The organism is Ottowia thiooxydans (assembly GCF_040548795.1).
Taxonomy (GTDB): Bacteria; Pseudomonadota; Gammaproteobacteria; order Burkholderiales; family Burkholderiaceae_C; genus Ottowia; species Ottowia thiooxydans_A.
Window position 1 is genome coordinate 89,863 of sequence record NZ_JBEPSH010000014.1, and the last position, 18,548, is coordinate 108,410.

The following is an 18,548-nucleotide window of genomic DNA, read 5'->3' on the forward strand; positions in this document are numbered from 1 at the left end:
GCACCGTCAGGGCTCCGAAGTTGGCGGGGGCAACCCATCCGTTTGCCAGTCGCTCCTGAAATTCAAGCTTGAAAGCGGCGCTTGGCTCGCCGGGCAAATTCATTGTTGAATGTTGCCGCTGGTGATGGAGGTCGCACCATGGATCGAGTGCTCATGTATTTCGCCATCACGCGATGGGTGGTCTCCACGCAATCTTCAGAGACCAGCCCATCAGGCGAGAGGGCTTCCCTGGCCTTCCCCAGGGCAGCAAGGTAGACCGCACGATCGCCGTACATGAAAGATTCCGGCACGGCTTTCACAATGTCGCTGGGACCAGCAGTCTGGAGCCATTTCAACGCGCGCACGACAGCGTTGGTCAGGGCTTGAACGGTCTGCGGGTAACGTACGACGAAGTCCTGTGACGCATACAGGCAGCCAGAGCCCATGGGGCCGCCGTAGAGATCATGCGTGCCTCGCAGAGAGCGGGTGTCCCATAGAACGCGAATCTCGCCTCGAAATTCCAGCAGGCTGATCACAGGATCTATGTTGGCGATGGCGTCAATGCGGCCGTCGCGGATCGCCATGGCGGCAGCAGTCGAATTGCCGACGCTGACATACTCCACATCCCCAGGTTGCATGCCTGCGCGCGCCAGCAGGTATTTGGCAAACCAGTGCGTCGCAGAATCGGTGTCTGTCGTTCCCACGCGCCGGCCCTTCAATTGTGCTGGCTCCTTGAACTGGGCAAATGTGCGCGTGGAGACACCAAAAACCTGTTGCGGCGCTCTCCCCGTGAACACAAAAGCCAGACAATTGAAGCCACGGGCGCGCAGATCTACCACATGCTCATAACTTCCCGCCGTGACATTCGCGAATCCTTTGATCATGGATTGCAGTGCCAGGCTATCTGATGCGTGGTCCTGCAATTCCACGTGCAGACCTTCATCCTTGAAGTAGCCAAGTTGCTCTGCAATAGTCAAAGGCAGGTAATAAATGGCGGTCCGGCCACCGACTGCCAACGTCACTTCCGATCGCTCTGGCTTGCTAGCTGATGTCTGCGCCCATGAGTGTCCAGCCGCGATCAATGGCAGAGCCGGCGCAGTCAGCAAGAGACGGCGCCTTTGTTCTCCGAAGACAGAGCCGGGGCGTGAGATAGACACAATGGGTAAGTCAAATAACTACTTCCCAAAGGTATCCCATCAAAGGCACAGGCGTCATCGGTAAAGCCCCCGATCGGGTTTTCCTTGATAGCGGCTTGTGACCAGTGATGATGCACTCATTCGCCCGGAACACATTACATTCAGAAGCGTGTGAAAGATGTATCCGAATGCACTGAAGTCACTGAAGCGGTCAACTCACAAGTAACCCCGACTGCGCACGGACTTCAGACATTGGCCCTAGCGCCGGTCCACCAACGCGTGGGCGATGGTGCCCAGATCGACATACTCCAGCTCGCTACCCGCGGGCACACCACGCGCCAGGCGAGTAACGGACAGACCACGGCTCTTGAGAGCCTGGGCAATGACATGCGCAGTAGCCTCGCCTTCAGCGGTGAAGTTGGTTGCCAAGATCACCTCCTGCACCACGCCGTCGCTGATGCGTTCGATGAGCTTGCCCAAACCAATATCACGCGGGCCGACTCCGTCCAGAGGGCTCAGCCGCCCCATGAGAACAAAGTACATGCCCTTGAAAGCCGCAGTCCGCTCCAGTGCAGCCTGGTCAGCAGGAGTCTCGACCACACACAGCTTGCTGGCATCGCGCCGCGGGTCTGAGCAGGTCACGCAGATCTCATCTTCGGTGAAGGTATGGCAGCGCACACAATGACGAACCTGCGACACTGCCGCCTCTAGTGATCGTGCCAGCAAGACAGCGCCTTCGCGGTCGTGCTGCAGCAAGTGAAATGCCATGCGCTGCGCTGAGCGAACCCCAACTCCTGGCAGGCGGCGCAATGCCTGAACCAGAGCATCAAAACTATGGGCGCTCATTTTTTTGCAGCAAAGTCAGCATGGCATGTTGAGCACTCGCCATGAGAGGCGAACCCTCTTCATGCTGAGCGGGCCTTCTTAGAAAGGAAACTTCATACCTCCTGGCAGACCGGGCATGCCAGCCGTCAGCTTGCCCATCTTCTCGGTGGAAAGCTCCTCGGCCTTTCGCACAGCTGCATTGAACGCAGCCGCCACCAGATCCTCAAGCATGTCCTTGTCATCGGCCAGCAGGCTGGGGTCGATGGTGACGCGCTTGACGTCGTGTTTGGCGGTCATGAGCACCTTCACCAGACCCGCACCGGATTCGCCTTCCACTTCCATCAGCGCCAACTCATCTTGCGCTTTTTTCAGGTTTTCCTGCATCGACTGGGCCTGCTTCATGAGACCGGCGAGTTGTCCTTTATTGAACATGGGTTTCCTCTACTAAATAAATGGGGATTTAAAGCGTGGGGGTTTAAAGCGGCTTAATGCTTCCAGTCACGATCTTCGCGCCAAACTCGCGCATCATCTCCTGCACGAAGGGATCCGCCATCAACAGTTCTTGCGCGGCCTTTTGGCGGCTGGCTGCGACTATAGCGTTACGGCGGGATGGGCTGTCTGAAACGGTGCCGACCTCGACCACCAGCCTGACATTGTGCCCAGCTTCCACCAAGGCAGCTTGCAGTCGGTCGCGTGTGGCCGCGTAGGTCAGGGATTCGCTTTCAACATTCAATGTCCACTGGTTTTCAGTGCGCGCCACCAATTCTGATTGCAGTGCCAACTCGCGCACCAACGCAGCGATCAATTCACGCGAGACCAGATCTTGGACCAAGGTATGCCAGAAGTCACCTTCCGCGGTCCTTTGCACAGGACGGGGTGGTGCAGGCGAAAGCTCGCCTCGCTCTTCGCGCATGGGCCGCTCTTTGACGGCGTAACCCACAATCTCAGTCTCTTCAGGACTTTGCGCAGCGGCCGTTGCGGGTGCCTGATTTCCTTGTGCTGCAACCGGCCTTGCAGACCATTCCCGCACCGGTACTGCGGGGGTCGGCGGCTGTGGCGGGCGCCGAGCCGGGGAAGGCGGCAAAGAGTTGGGCTCGTCGTCCCAAGGTGGCGCCTCGCTACTCCAGTCTGGCATGGCCTCGTCGGCATCCAGAGCGTCTGGTGGCGCAAAGCCGCCGGAGTCCGGTGAAGAGTCCGACGTTGGAGGATTCGCTGGCGTAAGCGCTGGTTCCGGTGCTGGCGCTGGTGACTGCTCAGCAGTGGGGGGGTGTACTGGTGGGGACTCGGACGAAGGGCTCGCAGGCTCCGGCTGTGAGACTGCACTCAGTGTGCCGACGCCCGGACCAGGACGCGCCATCGGGCTCGGAGCGGGGAATGTAGCGGGCGGTGTAGTGTCAGCTGGAGGCTCTTCGCGCCCCGCGCCGTCAGCGGGCCGTTCATGAACGGGGGCCGCTGTTTTCAGAGTTTTTTTTTCTGCCTCTGCCTGTGCAGTCGGTGATGCTTTTACCGTCGTGCCACCTCCCGCTGCCTTGAATGGAAGCAGGCGCAGCAGCACCATGGTCATACCGGCGTATTCATCCGGTGCAAGCCCCAGTTCAGCCCTGCCGTGGATGCACAGGCTATAGAGAAGCTGGGTTTCGTCGGCAGGCATGAGCCCCGCCAGACGAGCAGTTTCCTGTGCATCCGGATCGGTTTCATCGATCGCCATGTCCGCAACCGCCTGCTGCACAGCCATACGCTGAAGCACGGTCGCCATGTCTTCCAAGGTTGTGGCGGCCGACAAACCGTTGGAGCGCAATTGCTCGGAGAGCTCCACCACCGCCTTGCCATCACCGGCCGCCAGGGCGGCTATCAGTTGGAAGACCACGCCGCGGTCCACGCTGCCAAGCATTTGACGCACGCCGGCTTCTTGCAACTGACCACTGCCGAACGCGATCGCCTGGTCTGTCAGGCTCAGTGCATCGCGCATGGAGCCGCGAGCGGCGCGTGCCAAAAGCCTCAAGGCCGGCAGTTCCGCAGGCACGTTTTCCTGTGCCAGCACGCGTCCCAGATGATCGAGAACAACCTCTGGCGCCATGGGACGCAAATTGAACTGCAAACACCGGCTGAGTACCGTAACAGGCACCTTCTGCGGATCCGTCGTGGCAATCACGAACTTGAGATATTCAGGGGGCTCCTCCAGCGTCTTCAACATGGCGTTGAAGGCTGTATTAGTGAGCATGTGCACTTCGTCGATCATGAAGACCTTGAAGCGTCCCTGAACAGGCTTGTAGACGGCTTGCTCCAGCAGTTGCTGCACTTCGTCGACGCCCCGATTGCTGGCGGCATCCAGTTCCGTGTAGTCCACGAAGCGGCCGGCATCAATTTCCGTGCAGGCTGAACACACACCACAGGGCGTAGCGGTAATACCGCCCTGCCCGTCCGCTCCCACGCAATTAAGCGACTTGGCAAGAATGCGCGACACCGTGGTTTTGCCCACGCCCCGCGTTCCCGTAAACAGGTACGCGTGGTGCAGGCGTTGCTGAGTCAGAGCATTGGTCAAGGCCTGCACGACGTGCTCCTGACCAACCATCTCCGAGAAATTACGAGGCCTGTATTTCCGGGCCAGCACCATATAAGACATCCGCTGATTCTACGGGGGGACATCTCAGAACTTCACATGGATCTGAATTGTGTGTGCCTATCTCGCCCTTGCGCCGCCCACTCACCTCAAAAACAAGGCTCATTAGCCGGCACTTCTGTGATCGGCGACACCAACAGAACTTAACTATTTTGAATTACATCGACATAACAACGTCATCAACCTGGTGTAGCGCAGGCCCAAAAAAACCGTAACCGCGCTCCAAAACTGACGTATTGAGGCAACGACCTCAAGCACAAATGGCAAATCAACGATATGCTGCATCGCAATAGAAACGCTTGTAGTCCCTTCGACCTTCACGAAACACCACTTTCGTGAAAAGTCGTGAAATATGTTTCACACGCATGCTTCAACTCGTAGAAAGTCCTGACTTTTCTGATAGCGACACCGCGCTAGCTTCAGCCAGCCCCGAAGCGGCTACCCTGGTGTTGGCGCTCAATGGCTGTTGCCACCCCCGCGTGGGCCGTTTGATGGCACGGCTGCGCGATTGCGAATGCTCGAACCAGCTCGATCTCCTGAGAGGCGAGGTTTTCAACGTTTTAGCACTTAGTTTTGGCCCTACGGAAGCCCAACGGCGTCTCCTGCCACTACAATAGCCAGTGACGGGCCTTCCCGCATGGTGAAGCGGCCAACCGGGTCAGGTGGGGAACCAAGCAGCCCTAACTGTGAAGTCAGTGCCGGGGTCAAGGCTCGTCACCTTTTTGTATAATTGAAAACTTTTCAATTACTCGCTTCCAGCACTCCTTAGGATCGTCTCCTTGCTCGGGGCGAAAATACGAGAGTCTTTGAATGAAGCGACGTTACGTACTGAGGTCTTTTGGCTTAATCGCCCTGCCAGGCCTCCTGGCTGCGTGCGGCCCTGGCGATGGCTCGTCGTCTCCCACACCTCCTCCAGCGCCGCCTTCTCCTGCCGACAAATGGACACCCGGCGTGTTCCTTAACGCCAGCAGCTTCGGATCTGGCACCCCTGCATTAACGCTCCAGCCCAACGGGGCCGGCAAAGTACTGGCCGTGCTTGGCCCTGCGGCGGAAGCACTGGCATTCACCGCCAGCTCATTGGACAGTTCCACCCTGTCGATGCAAAGGCCCGGCGGCACCCCCAGCGTCCTGGCAACAGCAGCTGACATGCGCGCAGGAGCCCTCTGGCTTTGGCGCCAGTCTTCCGACACTTCGGTGGCTCAATCGCTGTTCTATGCCGTGAGCAGTGCTTCAAATGGACAGATCGGCGCTTCACGCACCCTGCCTCTCTCGGCCGCGGTATCACTGCAGGCCTGGATCATGGCGCAAGATGCTGATGGCAATGCGCTCGTACGTTGGTCAAGCGGGCCACTGGACAGCACAGGCCAGCCCAGTCAGGCAGGCCTGCTGCGGTTCACTGCGTCGACTCAGGTCTGGAGTGCCCTGTCATCTCCCAACTCGCTGATCAGTCCCAATCTGCTCGGAGCTGCGCGCGCAGTGTTTGATTCCAGCGGGCGAGCCTGGCTGATCCAGCCCACGCCCGGCACCGTCGCTGGCGAATGGTCGCTGGCGCTCTTCACTCTGAACGCAGGCGCCAGCAACTGGGTGGCCATCGCACCTGTTCCTGCGACCACCGCACGCTCTTCAACTTTCCAGATGAGCATGGACGCGAGCAACAGATTATTGGTAGCCCATACGGTCTCCGGTGACGCCAGCTCTGCGCCTCTCTCCCTTTCCCGCTTTGATCCCAACGGTTCCGGCTGGACTGCCATCGCTGCGCCCACCCTTGCAAGCAATGCCTATCGCGTGAACACCGATCCTGTGGGCAACATCTGGGCAGTAGGCTCTGGCTCCATCGCACGCTATGACAATGCCGCAGCGAACTGGACCGGCCCGAAATCGCTTGATTTCGCCCCGACCGATGCCCAGCAGGGTGACGGCACATGGCCCCTCGCGTTGACCTCGGACAGCAAAGGTAACACCTGGGCCGTGGGCGTGCGGCGCAAGGCTGCCGGACAAGATCTGCCGGTTCTCTGGATCAATCTCTTTGATGCCACTACCCGTCAGTGGGCCCAAGCGGGCAGTCTCGCTGTGGCAGACGGCACCAACAGCAGTTTTGTCCAACCCACACAGGGCGAAGGAACTCGCTTTTTAGTGGCTTTGACGCTGGACTCCCAAGGCCGGCCTGTAGCCGCGTTGAAGGAAATGCTCACCTCCGCCTCGCAGTCTTACCAAAGTCGCTCGTGGATAGCTCGGGGGCAAGCGGCCTAGGTGCATTGACGGTTCAACGAGAGGCGCGCCGATTGATTACCCGGGAAGACAGGGAAAGCAGCAACGTCAACGCGCTTGAGGTCATCATCATCGCCCAGAAGATGAAGAAGGTGACTGTGTAGACCGCCTCACGTGACCAATCAAGGCGCAAGCCCATGAGACTGAGCGACTCTGGATCCAGCACCGCAAATACCAGCATCTCCAGCACGGCCGCGGCCAGAAAGGCCGGCCAGGCAATCCACATAAGTCGTTTGTAAGGCATATGGGTTTCAACCTAGAGACGGTAGTGAGTCAAGGGTGGCCGGGCTGGCGCGCTGGAGCTGTGCCCGCCAAAGCTTTCGCTGAGGCAGGAGATGCCGCATGGTTGCGACCTTGCATGGCCGGTGTGAGCGCCGGATCATTCTCGTCTGCCGGCTGCACCTGGACGCCGCGAGGTGCGTCGGCATACACTGGATCTGGCCTGGTCACCGCCAGATAAAGGGTGATGAACGATGCCACCACAACGACGGCCGGCCCACCCACAACGAGCCACATATGCCCGTATTTCCACCAGGGTCCTGAAGAAATTCTCTGTGTCTGTATAGAGCTCATATAAGTCACCTTGGTAATGGATCTGGCTATTCACCTTGGCACGATGAAAACGGATTTCTCGCTCACCTGACCGGTCTGTTCCGACTTCACGTCAATATGAATTTCGTGAGAACCAGGCTTTGCACCTTCGTAGGGCAGCTGTAGCCTCACAGGCACCCACAGCCCCTCGGCCGCAGCTACCGTGACCCGGGGCTCTGTCACCAGTTGAATTCCCTGGAGACCGGAAACCGAGATCTGGTAAGTCTGCGGTTTTTCCGTGGCATTCATGATCTGCACGCGATAGACGTTTTCGATCTTGCTGCCATCGACAATACGTGCCAGCGTGGCGCGATCACGTACGATGTCCACCTTGAACGGTGTCCGCAAAATGAGGCTGGAAAACAGTGCGATCGTGAGCGCAGCCAGAATCCCGCTGTAGATCAATACACGGGGGCGCAGCACATGCCGCAGTATCTGACGGCCGCTCCAACCTTGTGCCAGTGCGTTCTCAGTGGAATAGCGAATCAGCCCCCGCGGATAACCTACCTTGTCCATGACGCCGTTGCACACGTCGATGCAAGCCGCGCAGCTGATACATTCATATTGCAGGCCCTCTCGGATGTCGATGCCGGTAGGACATACCTGAACGCACAAGGTGCAGTCCACGCAGTCTCCAAGGCCAGCAGCGCGATGATCCGTCTTGCGCGAGCGCGCGCCGCGAGGCTCACCCCGAGCCGTGTCGTAGGTGACAATCAGAGTGTCCTTGTCGAACATGGCACTCTGGAAGCGCGCATAGGGACACATGTACTTGCACACTTGCTCGCGCATGTACCCAGCATTGCCGTAAGTGGCAAACCCATAGAAAAAGATCCAGAAGAGCTCCCATGGCCCCAGCGTCCATTGAACGAAGTGAAGCGCCAGTTCATGGATGGGCGTGAAATACCCCACAAAGGTAAAGCCTGTCCATAAGCCTACCGCTATCCATGCCAGTTGCTTGAGTGCCTTGCGTGTGAACTTGGCTGCAGACATGGGCGCTGCGTCCAGCCTCATGCGTGCGGAACGATCACCTTCAATCTTCTTTTCAATCCACAGGTAGATTTCGGTGTAGACCGTTTGCGGACACGCATACCCGCACCATTGCCGTCCGGCCACTGCGGTAAAGAGAAACAGCAGCATGGCGGAGATGATGAGAATGCCGGACAGGTAGATGACATCCTGCGGATACAGCACCAGGCCAAATATGTAGAAGCGCCTGGTGTCCAGATCGAACAGCACGGCCTGGCGCTCACCCCACTGCAGCCAGGGCAAGCCATAGAAAAAAATCTGCGTGGCATAGACGAAGAACCAGCGCCATTTGGCAAACAGGCCCGTTACGCTGCGCGGATATATTTTCTTTTGCGCCTGGTAGAGCGAGACCATGACTTCGTCAGCGGGCACAGCTCCAGCAGCCACCGCTGCCGCGGTTGTTTTTTTGGAGTGGGTTGTAGTAGGCAAGGCAACTCAATTCATCGAACGCAAGATGGCGGCTCGTGTGCGAGGCTTGAAATCTGTGACTGGCCAACCCGCCCCGCACGCAGGTCGGCCCACATTCAATCGGAATCTAAAAAGGCTCCTATTTGGACGCGGTCTCCACAGGTGCCACAGCCACCGGAGCAGGCGCTGGATTGCGCACTCCGCCGCCCAAGCCCCACACGTAGGCCGTCAACACATTCATCTGCTCGGGTGTGAATTTGCTGGACCATGCAGGCATGACATTGGTCTTGCCGTTGTTGATCATGCTGACAATGTGAGACTCCACACCGGCACCGTCGACCCAGATGTTGTCAGTGAGGTTAGGAGCACCGAGGGCCTGGTTTCCCTTTCCATCTGCTCCGTGACAGGCCGCGCAAACTGTGAACTTGGACTTGCCCAGATTGGACCGAACGGAATCGTTGGGAGAGCTCGAGAGGCTGAGCACGTAGTGCGCGAGATTGCGCACATCTTCGGGAGAACCTACCGCAGCGGCCATCGGCGGCATCACGCCGGTGCGGCCACTGGCAATGGTCTCATGGATCTTGTCGGGCGTGCCGCCCCACATCCAGTCGCCATCAGCCAGGTTGGGAAAACCCTTTCCACCACGGGCGTCAGAACCATGGCATTGCGCGCAGTTGTTCATGAAAAGGCGATCACCAATGGCCATGGCCTTGGCATCCTTGGCGAGCGCTTCTGTGCTCATTCCGGAGAAAGCGGCATAGATAGGTGCCGCCTGCTCATTACCTCTGGAGACTTCCCGGTCAAACTGACCGGTTTGCGACCACTTGAGCGATCCTTCATAGGTGCCCAATCCGGGATAGAGATAGAGATACACCAGAGAGAACACCACGGTGATGATGAACAGGCCCACCCACCAGCGCGGGAGCGGGTTATTCATTTCACGCAGGTCCTCATCCCAGACGTGACCGGTGGTGTTGTCGCTCAGAGTCATGGCCTTGGTCTTGCCACTGATCCATAGCAACGCCAGGCATGCCAGGATCCCTCCGATGGTGATGACCGAAATGAATATCGACCAGAAGTTGCTAGTAAAGTCACTCATTTTCTTGTTCCTTGTGGGACCACTTCAGCGCCTGTCAATCCTGTTCGAAAGGCAGGTTCGCCGCTTCGTCGAAGCGCTCCTTGTTCTTGCCGGACCATGCCCACCACACGATGCCCAGAAAGACAACGAGGGCAGTGACAGTGACCATGCTGCGCAATGTGTTGATGTCCATGACTTGATCCTCCGAATGCTTATTTGCGGTGAATGCCCAGCACTTGCAGGTAGGCAATGACGGCATCGAGCTCGGTCTTGCCCTTGAGGTCCTCAGGTGCTTTGGCGATTTCCTCGTCCGAGTAGGGTGCGCCCAGAGTGCGCAGGCCTCTCATGTGTGTCTGAATGGAGCCGGCGTCGGCAGGTGTCTTCTCAAGCCAGGGATAGGCCGGCATGTTCGATTCCGGGACGACGTCACGAGGATTGATCAGATGAACGCGATGCCAGTCGTCGCTGTACCGTCCGCCCACGCGAGCCAGGTCAGGGCCGGTTCGCTTGCTACCCCATTGGAAGGGGCGGTCATAGACGAACTCGCCTGCCACCGAATAAGGGCCATAGCGCAGCGCTTCTGCCTGGAAGGGGCGGATCATCTGAGAATGGCAGTTGTAGCAGCCTTCGCGGACGTAGATATCACGGCCCACGACCTGCAGCGATGTGTAGGGCTTGAGCCCCTCAATCGGCTGAGTGGTGGATTTCTGGAAAAACAGCGGAAGTATTTCAACCAGACCGCCGACGGAGACCACGATCAGGATCAACACGATCATGAGAAAGTTGTTGGTCTCGATCTTGGCGTGGCCGGTGATTTTTTCTTTAGCCATGTGGGGTACTCCTAACTTCAGGCGTGTGCAACCGCAGCAGGAATCCGAACCGGAACCGCGCGGCCAGCAGTTGCCGTTTTCACCGTGTTCCACAACATAATGACCATGCCGCCGAGGTAGAGCAGCCCCCCCAGCAGACGCAGTACATAGAAGGGATAGGTTGCTTTGACGGACTCGACAAAGGTATAGGTCAAGGTGCCATCCGGATTGACAGCGCGCCACATCAGGCCCTGCATGACGCCGGCAATCCACATCGCAGCGATGTAGACCACGATGCCGATGGTGGCGATCCAGAAATGCGCCTCGATGGCCTTGGTGCTGTACATCTGCGTGCGCCCATACAGGCGGGGAATCATGTAGTACATGGAGCCCATGGTGATCAGGCCCACCCAGCCGAGAGCGCCGGAGTGCACGTGGCCCACGGTCCAGTCGGTGTAGTGACTGAGGGCGTTGACGGTCTTGATCGACATCATGGGGCCCTCGAAGGTGGACATGCCGTAGAACGACAGCGCGACGATCAGGAACCTCAAGATAGGATCGTCACGCAATTTGTGCCAGGCACCAGAAAGCGTCATGACGCCATTGATCATGCCGCCCCAACTGGGCGCCAGCAGAATCAGCGAGAACACCATGCCCACGCTCTGCGCCCAATCTGGCAAGGCGGTGTAGTGCAGGTGGTGAGGACCCGCCCACATGTAGGTGAAGATCAGAGCCCAGAAGTGCACGATGGACAGCCGATAGCTGTACACCGGCCGCTCGGCCTGCTTCGGAATGAAGTAATACATCATGCCCAGAAAGCCGGCGGTGAGGAAAAAGCCCACTGCGTTATGCCCATACCACCACTGCACCATGGCGTCCTGGACACCGGCGTAGGCCGAATAGGACTTCATGGGACCGACGGGAAGCGCCGCGCTGTTGACCAGATGCAGTAGCGCCACGGCCAGAATGAAGCCGCCGTAGAACCAGTTGGCCACATAGATGTGCTTGACCTTGCGAGTGCCCACCGTGCCGAAGAAGACGACCGCATAAGCCACCCAGACCAGCGTGATCAGGATGTCGATGGGCCATTCGAGTTCTGCATATTCCTTGCCACTGGTGTGCCCCATGGGCAGAGTGAAGACTGCAGCCACGATGACCAGCTGCCACCCCCAGAAAGTGAACGCCGCCAGCTTGTCTGAAAACAAGCGCACCTGGCATGTACGCTGCACCACATAGTAGGAAGTGGCCATGAGACCGCACCCACCAAAGGCGAAGATCACTGCATTGGTATGCAGCGGCCGCAACCGGCCGTAACTGAGCCATGAAATGCCCAGATTCAGCTCCGGCCAAGTCAGCTGTGCGGCGATGATCACGCCCACGAGCATCCCTATCACACCCCAGACCACCGTCATGATGGCGAACTGCCTGACCACCTTGTCGTTATAGACCGTGGCCTGCGCATTGGCGAATGTCATTTTCACCCCTTCCTATTGAACCTGATTTAGTGTCCTGGAACCCCACATGCTCGAACTTGATCTGCGTCAATCGTGTTCGAAAATGCGTTCTCCCTCGCGATCGATTTCGTCAAATTGCCCACGGTAGATAGCCCACCACAAGGCGCCGAGGATGAAAAAAATCAACACCACCGAGAGCGGTATCAGCAAATAAAGAATGTCCATCAGCTACGCTCCCAACGATGGCAAGTGCGCAAGCGGTTCATCCCGCGTCCGATCAGGCGGCTGCTTGGGTGACCGATCAAGTGGAATTTCCAGGTCTCGCTCCAGCGGTGCCGTGGCTGACAGACGCAGCGCATTGAGTACCACCAGCAAAGAACTGGCAGCCATGCCCAAGCCAGCCAGCCAGGCAGGCATCCAACCCATGACCGCAAGCGGAATACCTACCGCGTTGTAGGCAGCTGCCCAGGCGAGGTTCTGCTTGACGATGCGCATGGTGCGGCGCGCTCTGTGGACAGCGGCCGGGATGGAAAGCAGCCGTTCTCCGAGCACCACAAAATCTGATTGAGCCTGTGCCAATGGCACTGAGCGTCCAAACGCAAACGACACATTGGCTCCCGCGAGAACAGGCCCATCGTTCAGGCCGTCGCCCACCATGGCCACAACGGCGCCGGCCTGCTGCGCCTGCTGCATGGCGTTCAATTTGTCAGACGGCGAACAGCCGCCCCGCACGTCATCGATTCCCGCCAGTTGCCCCACTCGCGCCGCCGCTTGAGGGCGGTCTCCGGAAAGCAGGTGCACCTTGATACCTTGCGCCTTCAAGGCTGCAACGGTCTGGGCGGCATCCTCACGCAGATCCTCGCGCCACTCGAAACTGGCCAGCCACCCCGTCGCGTCACTCAAGTGGGAACTCAAAGCTTCGCCTGCGCCAATGTCCGCGCCTGCAGCAGCGTTTGAAGACCAATCTGGCCCCATGCAGAAAGCCTGAGAACCCAGGCGCACATGGCGCCAAACGTTATCGGGAGAACCCAGCTCCGCCATGACGCCTTGGCCAGGTACTTCCCTGGACTCGCGAACCAGCCAGGCTTCAGACACCATCCCTGAGCGATCGGCTTGTGCCACCAAGGCTCGGGAAACCGGGTGCAAACTGTCTCGCGCCAGGGCGGCGCCCATGGAGAGAGCCTCTTCGCTCGTCACACCCGGGCGCGTTCGAATCCGCTCCAGAATAAAAGCATCTCGCGTCAAGGTGCCAGTCTTGTCAAACACAACCGTGTCCACAGACGCCAGGACTTCCAGCGCCTGCAGCCGACGCACCAGGACCCCGCGCTTGGCCAGGCTCCCTGCGCTTGCCAACATAGCTGCCGGGGTTGCAAGAGAAAGCGCACATGGGCAGGTCACGATGAGGATGGCCACGGCAATCATCAAGGCGTGGCCAGGATCACTTGGCCACCACCAGGCGCATGCCAGCCCCGCTGCCAATAACACCAGCATCAAAAACGGCTTGGCAAGACGGTCAGCCAACTGAGCAATGCGTGGCTTGCTGGTGGATGCCGCCTCCATGAGGCGCACGATCTGTGCATAGCGCGTCTGCGACCCCACATGGAGCACTTGAACTTCCACCACCGATGTCAGGTTGTGGCTGCCGGCGATGACCTTCGACCCCAGCCCCCGCGCCAGCGGCGTCGACTCTCCCGTCAACAGCGCCTCGTCCGCTGTGGTCTCGCCCTTGCACACCATGCCGTCCGCGGGGAAGGCTTGGCCTGGAAGCACCCTCACCACGTCGCCCACACGCACACGGCGAGCCGCCACGCGCTCCCACGTGCCATCAGCGCGCTGCCTTTCCACGCTTTCGGGCAGGCGGTGCATCAGATTCTCCAGGGCGCCCGCCGTGCGATCACGCAAGCGCAACTCAAACCAGCGCCCAGTGAGCAGAAAAAACACGAACATGGTCAGCGAGTCGAAAAACACTTCGCGACCGAACACGCCCGTTGGCTCGAAAGTACCCAGCGTACTGACCACAAAAGTGATGACCATGCCCAGAGACACGGGCAGATCCATGCTGACACGGCGAAGCTTGAGGTCGAGCAGCGCGTTCCGAAAGAAGGGCTGGCAGCAAAAAAGCATCACCGGAATCGAGAGAACCCAGGAGGCCCAACGAAGCAGGTGGACGATGTCTGGCTCAATCTCACCTGGCGCCGTAAAGTAAGCCGGTGTGGCGTACATCATCACTTGCATCATGCACAGGCAAGCCACCCCCAGGCGCCACATCATGGTCCGGGTTTCGTGAACCCGGCGCTCAGCTGCGAACGCGTCGTGCGCGGGCAATGGGCGGTAGCCGACTTTGAGCGCGGCCTGCATCCAGGTGGAGGGCCGTGTTGCGCCCTCTTCCCAAACCACACGGCCCCGGTGACTTGCCGCACCCACCTCGACGGAGCGCACACCGGGCGTGGCTCGCAGCGCGTCTTCAATGGTGACCGCGCATGCCGCACAATGCATGCCGTCAAACACAACCGTCGACTCCCAGCACACGCGTGCATCACCTTCCGGCCCTTGCACCCGGCGACTGAACTCCATCCACTCGTCTGGCTCGTCAAGCAGCTCCCACCTCTGCGCCTGAGGCAGCCATTCAGCTCGCACGGGTTCCCCTTGCGGGGAATTGAGGGCGGCGGCAGTTTCCATGAAATGGAATGTAGGCGTAATACTTTTCAATGACCTTGACATAAGTCAAGACAACGATGAGCAATGCCTTTATGGTTACGGTGTGCTCAGCCAATTCATCCCTGGCGCAACCAAGCCAAGTGAATCTGAGGTCTGGACACCGTGAAAACCGCTCAAGGAGCCACTGCAACCCCGGGAGGGGCAAGCAACCGGCATCCGCGACAGGTTTTGTAGAGGTTCGTTAACCAACCCTATAGGAGATTGACCATGTACCAACGCATTCTTGTAGCCAGCGATGGCTCGCCACTATCGAAGAAAGCTGTCAGCAGCGCCATTTCGCTCGCTGTGACTTGTGGTGCCGAGCTCATTGCATTGAAGGTCGTGCCGCGCTATCCCCAGAGCTATTTCGAAGGATCGATCGGCATGTCCGCCGAAGATTCGAAAAGGATTGAAGCTGGCTGGATGGAAGAAAGCCAGAAAATCGTCGACGCCATCAAGAAATCCGGCGAATCCAAAGGCTTGAAGGTCAAAGCCTTGCTGGTCAAGTCAGATATGGTGTCTGACGCGCTGATCTCGACCGCCAAGAAGCACAAGGCCGATCTGATCGTCATGGCATCGCACGGACGCAAAGGGATGAAAAGGCTGCTACTGGGCAGCGAAACTCAACAAGTGCTCACGCACTCTGAGATCCCGGTGTTGGTCTTGCGTTAAGCAGGCTTCACGGTCTCATCAACAAAAAACCGGCCAAGGCCGGTTTTTTGTTCCGTTAGACAGCACGAGCTCTTCATTCAGCCCATCATGCAGCCCATCAGCTCGGCACCACTTTGCCAATATCCTCCTGCGGCGGCGCTGCCAGCGTGGCGGGGCTCGATGGAAGCACCGAAGAAGGCGCAGGCGTATAGCCAGCCAAGCCTTCGCGCAGGCCCATCTCCAGACGGTCCACTCTCGAATGCAGATCACGGTTGTGGTTTTCGACCGCCTGCACCAGACGGGAAATTTCGGCGTCTACCGGACGCTCGCGAAGCCCCATTTCTGCCCGATCCACGCGAGACAGGGTCTCCCGGCTCTGGTTGTTGATGACTTCGGAAAGCCTGGCGACTTCGCGATCGAGGTGGGCCCTGAGATCAGTGAAACGCGATGCTTCTGCCTTGTCGGCCAAATCCCGCTGAACCGAGAGTTCCTTGGCGTGACGGCGAGTCTCGAACAGCACCGTGGCTTGCATGTAAGCAATGAGCGCCACGAATACCGCTGCCAGCAATGCCATCAATCCCAGCAGAATCAAACCCAGCGGCGCGCGAATATCTGTATAGATCAAAGACAGATCAGTAGGCGTTGTCATCTGAGTCCAGTTGACACCTACAAACACCACAATGACTGCCCCCACTAGCAGGAGGAACAGAGATCTGAAGGACATGTCGGATACCTTACGAATGAATTTGGATTTCAACGGCACACATTCGCGCCGCCCTATCTGCCAAGTGTAACGGCCCCACTGCGCTGCGCGTGTCAGACGGCATCGCCCCTGGAACCTGACGGTCTATCCTCTGCCGACTCGCTAGCGGCCGCAAGATCGCTTGAATGGCAAATGTAACGAGCCATGAAGTTGCGCCTGCGCTCAGGGGGTGCAAAAGCTTCACTCTCATTGTGGGAAACCGCTTCAAACACTTGATTTCAAAGCGCTTTACGAGTCATCCAGAATTTCTGTGGATAACTTTGTTGATATTTCTTTGAAAAACCTTCCCGCGCCTTACGGGACAAGGCTTTGTCTGGAATGCCCGCAAAAACGGCAGCCGCTTAAGTTCAATAAAATCAATAACTTACGTTTCCTCCGGTTTCGTCGGCCGAAGCCCGGCTCCAACAGGATCTTGATGCGCCGCAGCATGCATTTTGTGCATAAGCCAGCTGGCGAAAGCTTCCACAGTGAGAAAACCGTGTTAGCCGGAAAAGTAAAAGCCTGCACAATCAAGAACGAGTAAGGGCAATTTATTGATCACTTTAGTATTTATTTTAACTATCCGCATAGAATACGAATTATTCTCATTAGCAAAACTACGCGAAAATGGCAGACACTCTCATGCTGTCAGGCGATACAACTTTGAGCATCCACGCGTTGTATTGCAACCACCACCGGTGGCTGCAGAGCTGGTTGAACCGCAGATTGGGCAATGCGTTCGATGCGGCGGACCTTGCGCAAGATACTTTTGTGCGCATTCTCGTCTCGGGGCGCACTCCCGAGGCCGAACAGTCGCGTGCGCACCTCACGAAGATCGCCAAAGGTTTGGTCATCGATCTTCACCGCCGGCGAGTGCTCGAAGCGGCCTACCTGCAAGCCTTGGCCCATCTTCCTTCGGCTGTTTCGCTGTCAGAAGAAGAGCGAGCCCTGGTGCTGGAAGATCTGTTGCGGGTCGATGCGGCCTTGCATGCCTTGACACCCAAAGCAAGAGAGGCTTTTTTGCTGTCCCAACTCGACGGACTCACCTATTCGGAGATCGCCCAGCGCATGGGTGTTTCGTTCGGATCAGTACGCAAATACATGCTGCGTGCCGCCCAGGCTCTTCAGTCCATAGACTGGACTTGACGCTCGCGCCATGGCAAAAGCCACTACAACCGGGTTCAAGGCTGCTGGCTCGCACTCGCCCTCTCCGACACCTTCGGTGGAGAGGGCCATGCAACAGGCACTGGAATGGCAGGTCACGTTCTGGTCCGGAGAAGTTACCGCGGCCGATCGTGAAAGCTTTGAGCGTTGGGTGACGCAAGATTCGGATCATGCTCGCGCGTGGGGGAAAATCCAGCGTACTGACGCGAAACTGCAATCTCTTTCGAGCCCTGGAGCAGGGACTGCATTGCGCGTAGCTCATGCCCCCAAGATGTCGAGCTCGCGCCGTACGGCACTGCGCGTCATCGGGATCGCTGCAGGCGCTGGCCTAGGAGCCTATGCCATGCGCCAGGCCCCAGATTGGCAACACATCACGGCTGATTTCCGGACCGGCCACGGAGAGCAGCGTGACATCAGCCTGCCTGATGGAACCCGTCTGGTACTCAATACCGCCAGCGCGATTGACGTGCAGTTTGACTCAGAGGGCCGACGGGTGTTGTTGCGGGCGGGAGAGATATTTGTCGCCACAGCCGCCGATCCACAGACCTTGCACGGCTTGCCCTCGCGACCCTTCACTGTGCACACGGCACAAGGGGCTGTGCGCGCCATCGGCACTCGCTTCACCGTACGACAACTGCAGAAAACTTCGCAAGCAATGGTTGAGGAAGGCGCTGTGGAAATCCGCCCTCAGGCAAGTCCGTCCCATGTCAGGCGGGTGGACGCCGGACAGCGCGCGCTTTTCTCCAGCGACTCAGTGGAAACATTGCCTGCATCTGTGGCTGCCCAGACAGCCTGGACGCGCGGCTTGCTCGTGGCCGAGCGCATGCGCATGGAGGACTTCCTGGCCGAATTGGGCCGCTACCGTGGAGGCTTGTTGCGGTGCGACCCCGCTGTGCGCAACTTGATCGTCTCCGGCGTCTATCCGCTCAGTGACACCGATCTGGCGCTTTCCACACTCGCGCAAGCCTTGCCAGTCAGAGTGGACAAACTTACCCGCTACTGGGTCACAGTGCGGTCACGGGGTGCATAGGCAAGGGACAACAAAAAAATTCGGTAGGCGGTAGCACTTTTTCCTTTTCGTTCGGGAAACAAAGGAAGGC

Annotated in this window: 18 protein-coding genes and 1 other RNA gene; 5 read left to right on the forward strand and 14 right to left on the reverse strand. The window is 58.4% G+C overall.

Features of this window, described 5'->3' with window-relative positions; genetic code table 11:
- Positions 1-62: 62 nt before the first annotated feature.
- The 4 genes from ABIE13_RS25810 to dnaX all read right to left on the reverse strand — a co-directional run bounded on the left by ABIE13_RS25810 (position 63) and on the right by dnaX (position 4,563).
- Positions 63-1,085, reverse strand: coding sequence for an ABC transporter substrate-binding protein (locus ABIE13_RS25810; RefSeq protein WP_354448878.1), 1,023 nt, complete (start codon positions 1,083-1,085; stop codon positions 63-65).
- A gap of 288 nt (positions 1,086-1,373) precedes the next feature.
- Positions 1,374-1,961: a recombination mediator RecR gene (gene recR, locus ABIE13_RS25815; protein WP_354448880.1), complete on the reverse strand. Its 588-nt coding sequence runs from the start codon at positions 1,959-1,961 to the stop codon at positions 1,374-1,376.
- 78 nt (positions 1,962-2,039) lie between these two features.
- Positions 2,040-2,372 carry a YbaB/EbfC family nucleoid-associated protein gene (locus ABIE13_RS25820; RefSeq protein WP_354448881.1) on the reverse strand — a complete coding sequence of 111 codons (333 nt, stop codon included), beginning with the start codon at positions 2,370-2,372 and terminating at the stop codon, positions 2,040-2,042.
- Between the two features lie 43 nt (positions 2,373-2,415).
- On the reverse strand, positions 2,416-4,563 hold the full coding sequence (gene dnaX / locus ABIE13_RS25825; RefSeq protein WP_354448883.1) for a DNA polymerase III subunit gamma/tau: 2,148 nt from the start codon (positions 4,561-4,563) through the stop codon (positions 2,416-2,418).
- Positions 4,564-5,182: 619 nt separating this feature from the next.
- Between dnaX and ffs the strand changes: the two genes are divergently transcribed.
- Together ffs and ABIE13_RS25835 are read left to right on the forward strand one after the other, a co-directional pair.
- Positions 5,183-5,279: signal recognition particle sRNA small type (gene ffs, locus ABIE13_RS25830), an RNA gene on the forward strand.
- A 91-nt stretch (positions 5,280-5,370) separates the two neighbouring features.
- The gene (locus ABIE13_RS25835) at positions 5,371-6,810 is read left to right on the forward strand and encodes a hypothetical protein (protein WP_354448885.1); all 1,440 of its coding nucleotides are present in this window, start codon (positions 5,371-5,373) and stop codon (positions 6,808-6,810) included.
- A 13-nt stretch (positions 6,811-6,823) separates the two neighbouring features.
- Here the strand turns inward: ABIE13_RS25835 and ABIE13_RS25840 are convergent, their stop codons facing one another.
- From ABIE13_RS25840 to ABIE13_RS25880, 9 genes are all read right to left on the reverse strand, one after another.
- Positions 6,824-7,072, reverse strand: coding sequence for a hypothetical protein (locus tag ABIE13_RS25840; protein ID WP_354448887.1), 249 nt, complete (start codon positions 7,070-7,072; stop codon positions 6,824-6,826).
- Between the two features lie 29 nt (positions 7,073-7,101).
- Positions 7,102-7,401 carry a nitrogen fixation protein FixH gene (locus ABIE13_RS25845; RefSeq protein WP_354448889.1) on the reverse strand — a complete coding sequence of 100 codons (300 nt, stop codon included), beginning with the start codon at positions 7,399-7,401 and terminating at the stop codon, positions 7,102-7,104.
- A gap of 30 nt (positions 7,402-7,431) precedes the next feature.
- On the reverse strand, positions 7,432-8,799 hold the full coding sequence (gene ccoG, locus ABIE13_RS25850) for a cytochrome c oxidase accessory protein CcoG (RefSeq protein WP_354448929.1): 1,368 nt from the start codon (positions 8,797-8,799) through the stop codon (positions 7,432-7,434).
- Between the two features lie 193 nt (positions 8,800-8,992).
- Complete coding sequence (gene ccoP, locus ABIE13_RS25855) at positions 8,993-9,952, reverse strand: cytochrome-c oxidase, cbb3-type subunit III (protein ID WP_354448891.1); 960 nt, start codon at positions 9,950-9,952, stop codon at positions 8,993-8,995.
- Between the two features lie 34 nt (positions 9,953-9,986).
- On the reverse strand, positions 9,987-10,124 hold the full coding sequence (locus ABIE13_RS25860) for a cbb3-type cytochrome oxidase subunit 3 (RefSeq protein WP_354448893.1): 138 nt from the start codon (positions 10,122-10,124) through the stop codon (positions 9,987-9,989).
- Positions 10,125-10,143: 19 nt separating this feature from the next.
- Positions 10,144-10,761 (reverse strand): cytochrome-c oxidase, cbb3-type subunit II, encoded by a 618-nt coding sequence (gene ccoO, locus ABIE13_RS25865; protein ID WP_354448895.1) that lies wholly within the window; start codon positions 10,759-10,761, stop codon positions 10,144-10,146.
- 17 nt (positions 10,762-10,778) lie between these two features.
- Entirely contained in the window at positions 10,779-12,215 is a 1,437-nt protein-coding gene (gene ccoN / locus ABIE13_RS25870; protein ID WP_354448896.1) for a cytochrome-c oxidase, cbb3-type subunit I, read from the reverse strand.
- Between the two features lie 66 nt (positions 12,216-12,281).
- Positions 12,282-12,419, reverse strand: coding sequence for a cbb3-type cytochrome oxidase assembly protein CcoS (ccoS, locus tag ABIE13_RS25875; protein ID WP_028605189.1), 138 nt, complete (start codon positions 12,417-12,419; stop codon positions 12,282-12,284).
- A 3-nt stretch (positions 12,420-12,422) separates the two neighbouring features.
- Entirely contained in the window at positions 12,423-14,873 is a 2,451-nt protein-coding gene (locus ABIE13_RS25880) for a heavy metal translocating P-type ATPase (protein WP_436278487.1), read from the reverse strand.
- A 246-nt stretch (positions 14,874-15,119) separates the two neighbouring features.
- Between ABIE13_RS25880 and ABIE13_RS25885 the strand changes: the two genes are divergently transcribed.
- Positions 15,120-15,563: a universal stress protein gene (locus tag ABIE13_RS25885; protein ID WP_354448898.1), complete on the forward strand. Its 444-nt coding sequence runs from the start codon at positions 15,120-15,122 to the stop codon at positions 15,561-15,563.
- A gap of 97 nt (positions 15,564-15,660) precedes the next feature.
- On the opposite strand, the gene ABIE13_RS25890 is transcribed toward ABIE13_RS25885, so the two are convergent.
- A complete protein-coding gene (locus tag ABIE13_RS25890; protein ID WP_354448900.1) occupies positions 15,661-16,266 on the reverse strand; it encodes a LapA family protein in 606 nt (201 codons plus the stop codon).
- Between the two features lie 645 nt (positions 16,267-16,911).
- Here ABIE13_RS25890 and ABIE13_RS25895 point away from each other — a divergent pair.
- Positions 16,912-17,430, forward strand: coding sequence for a sigma-70 family RNA polymerase sigma factor (locus ABIE13_RS25895; protein WP_354448901.1), 519 nt, complete (start codon positions 16,912-16,914; stop codon positions 17,428-17,430).
- A gap of 10 nt (positions 17,431-17,440) precedes the next feature.
- On the forward strand, positions 17,441-18,478 hold the full coding sequence (locus tag ABIE13_RS25900) for a FecR domain-containing protein (protein ID WP_354448903.1): 1,038 nt from the start codon (positions 17,441-17,443) through the stop codon (positions 18,476-18,478).
- Positions 18,479-18,548: the final 70 nt, after the last annotated feature.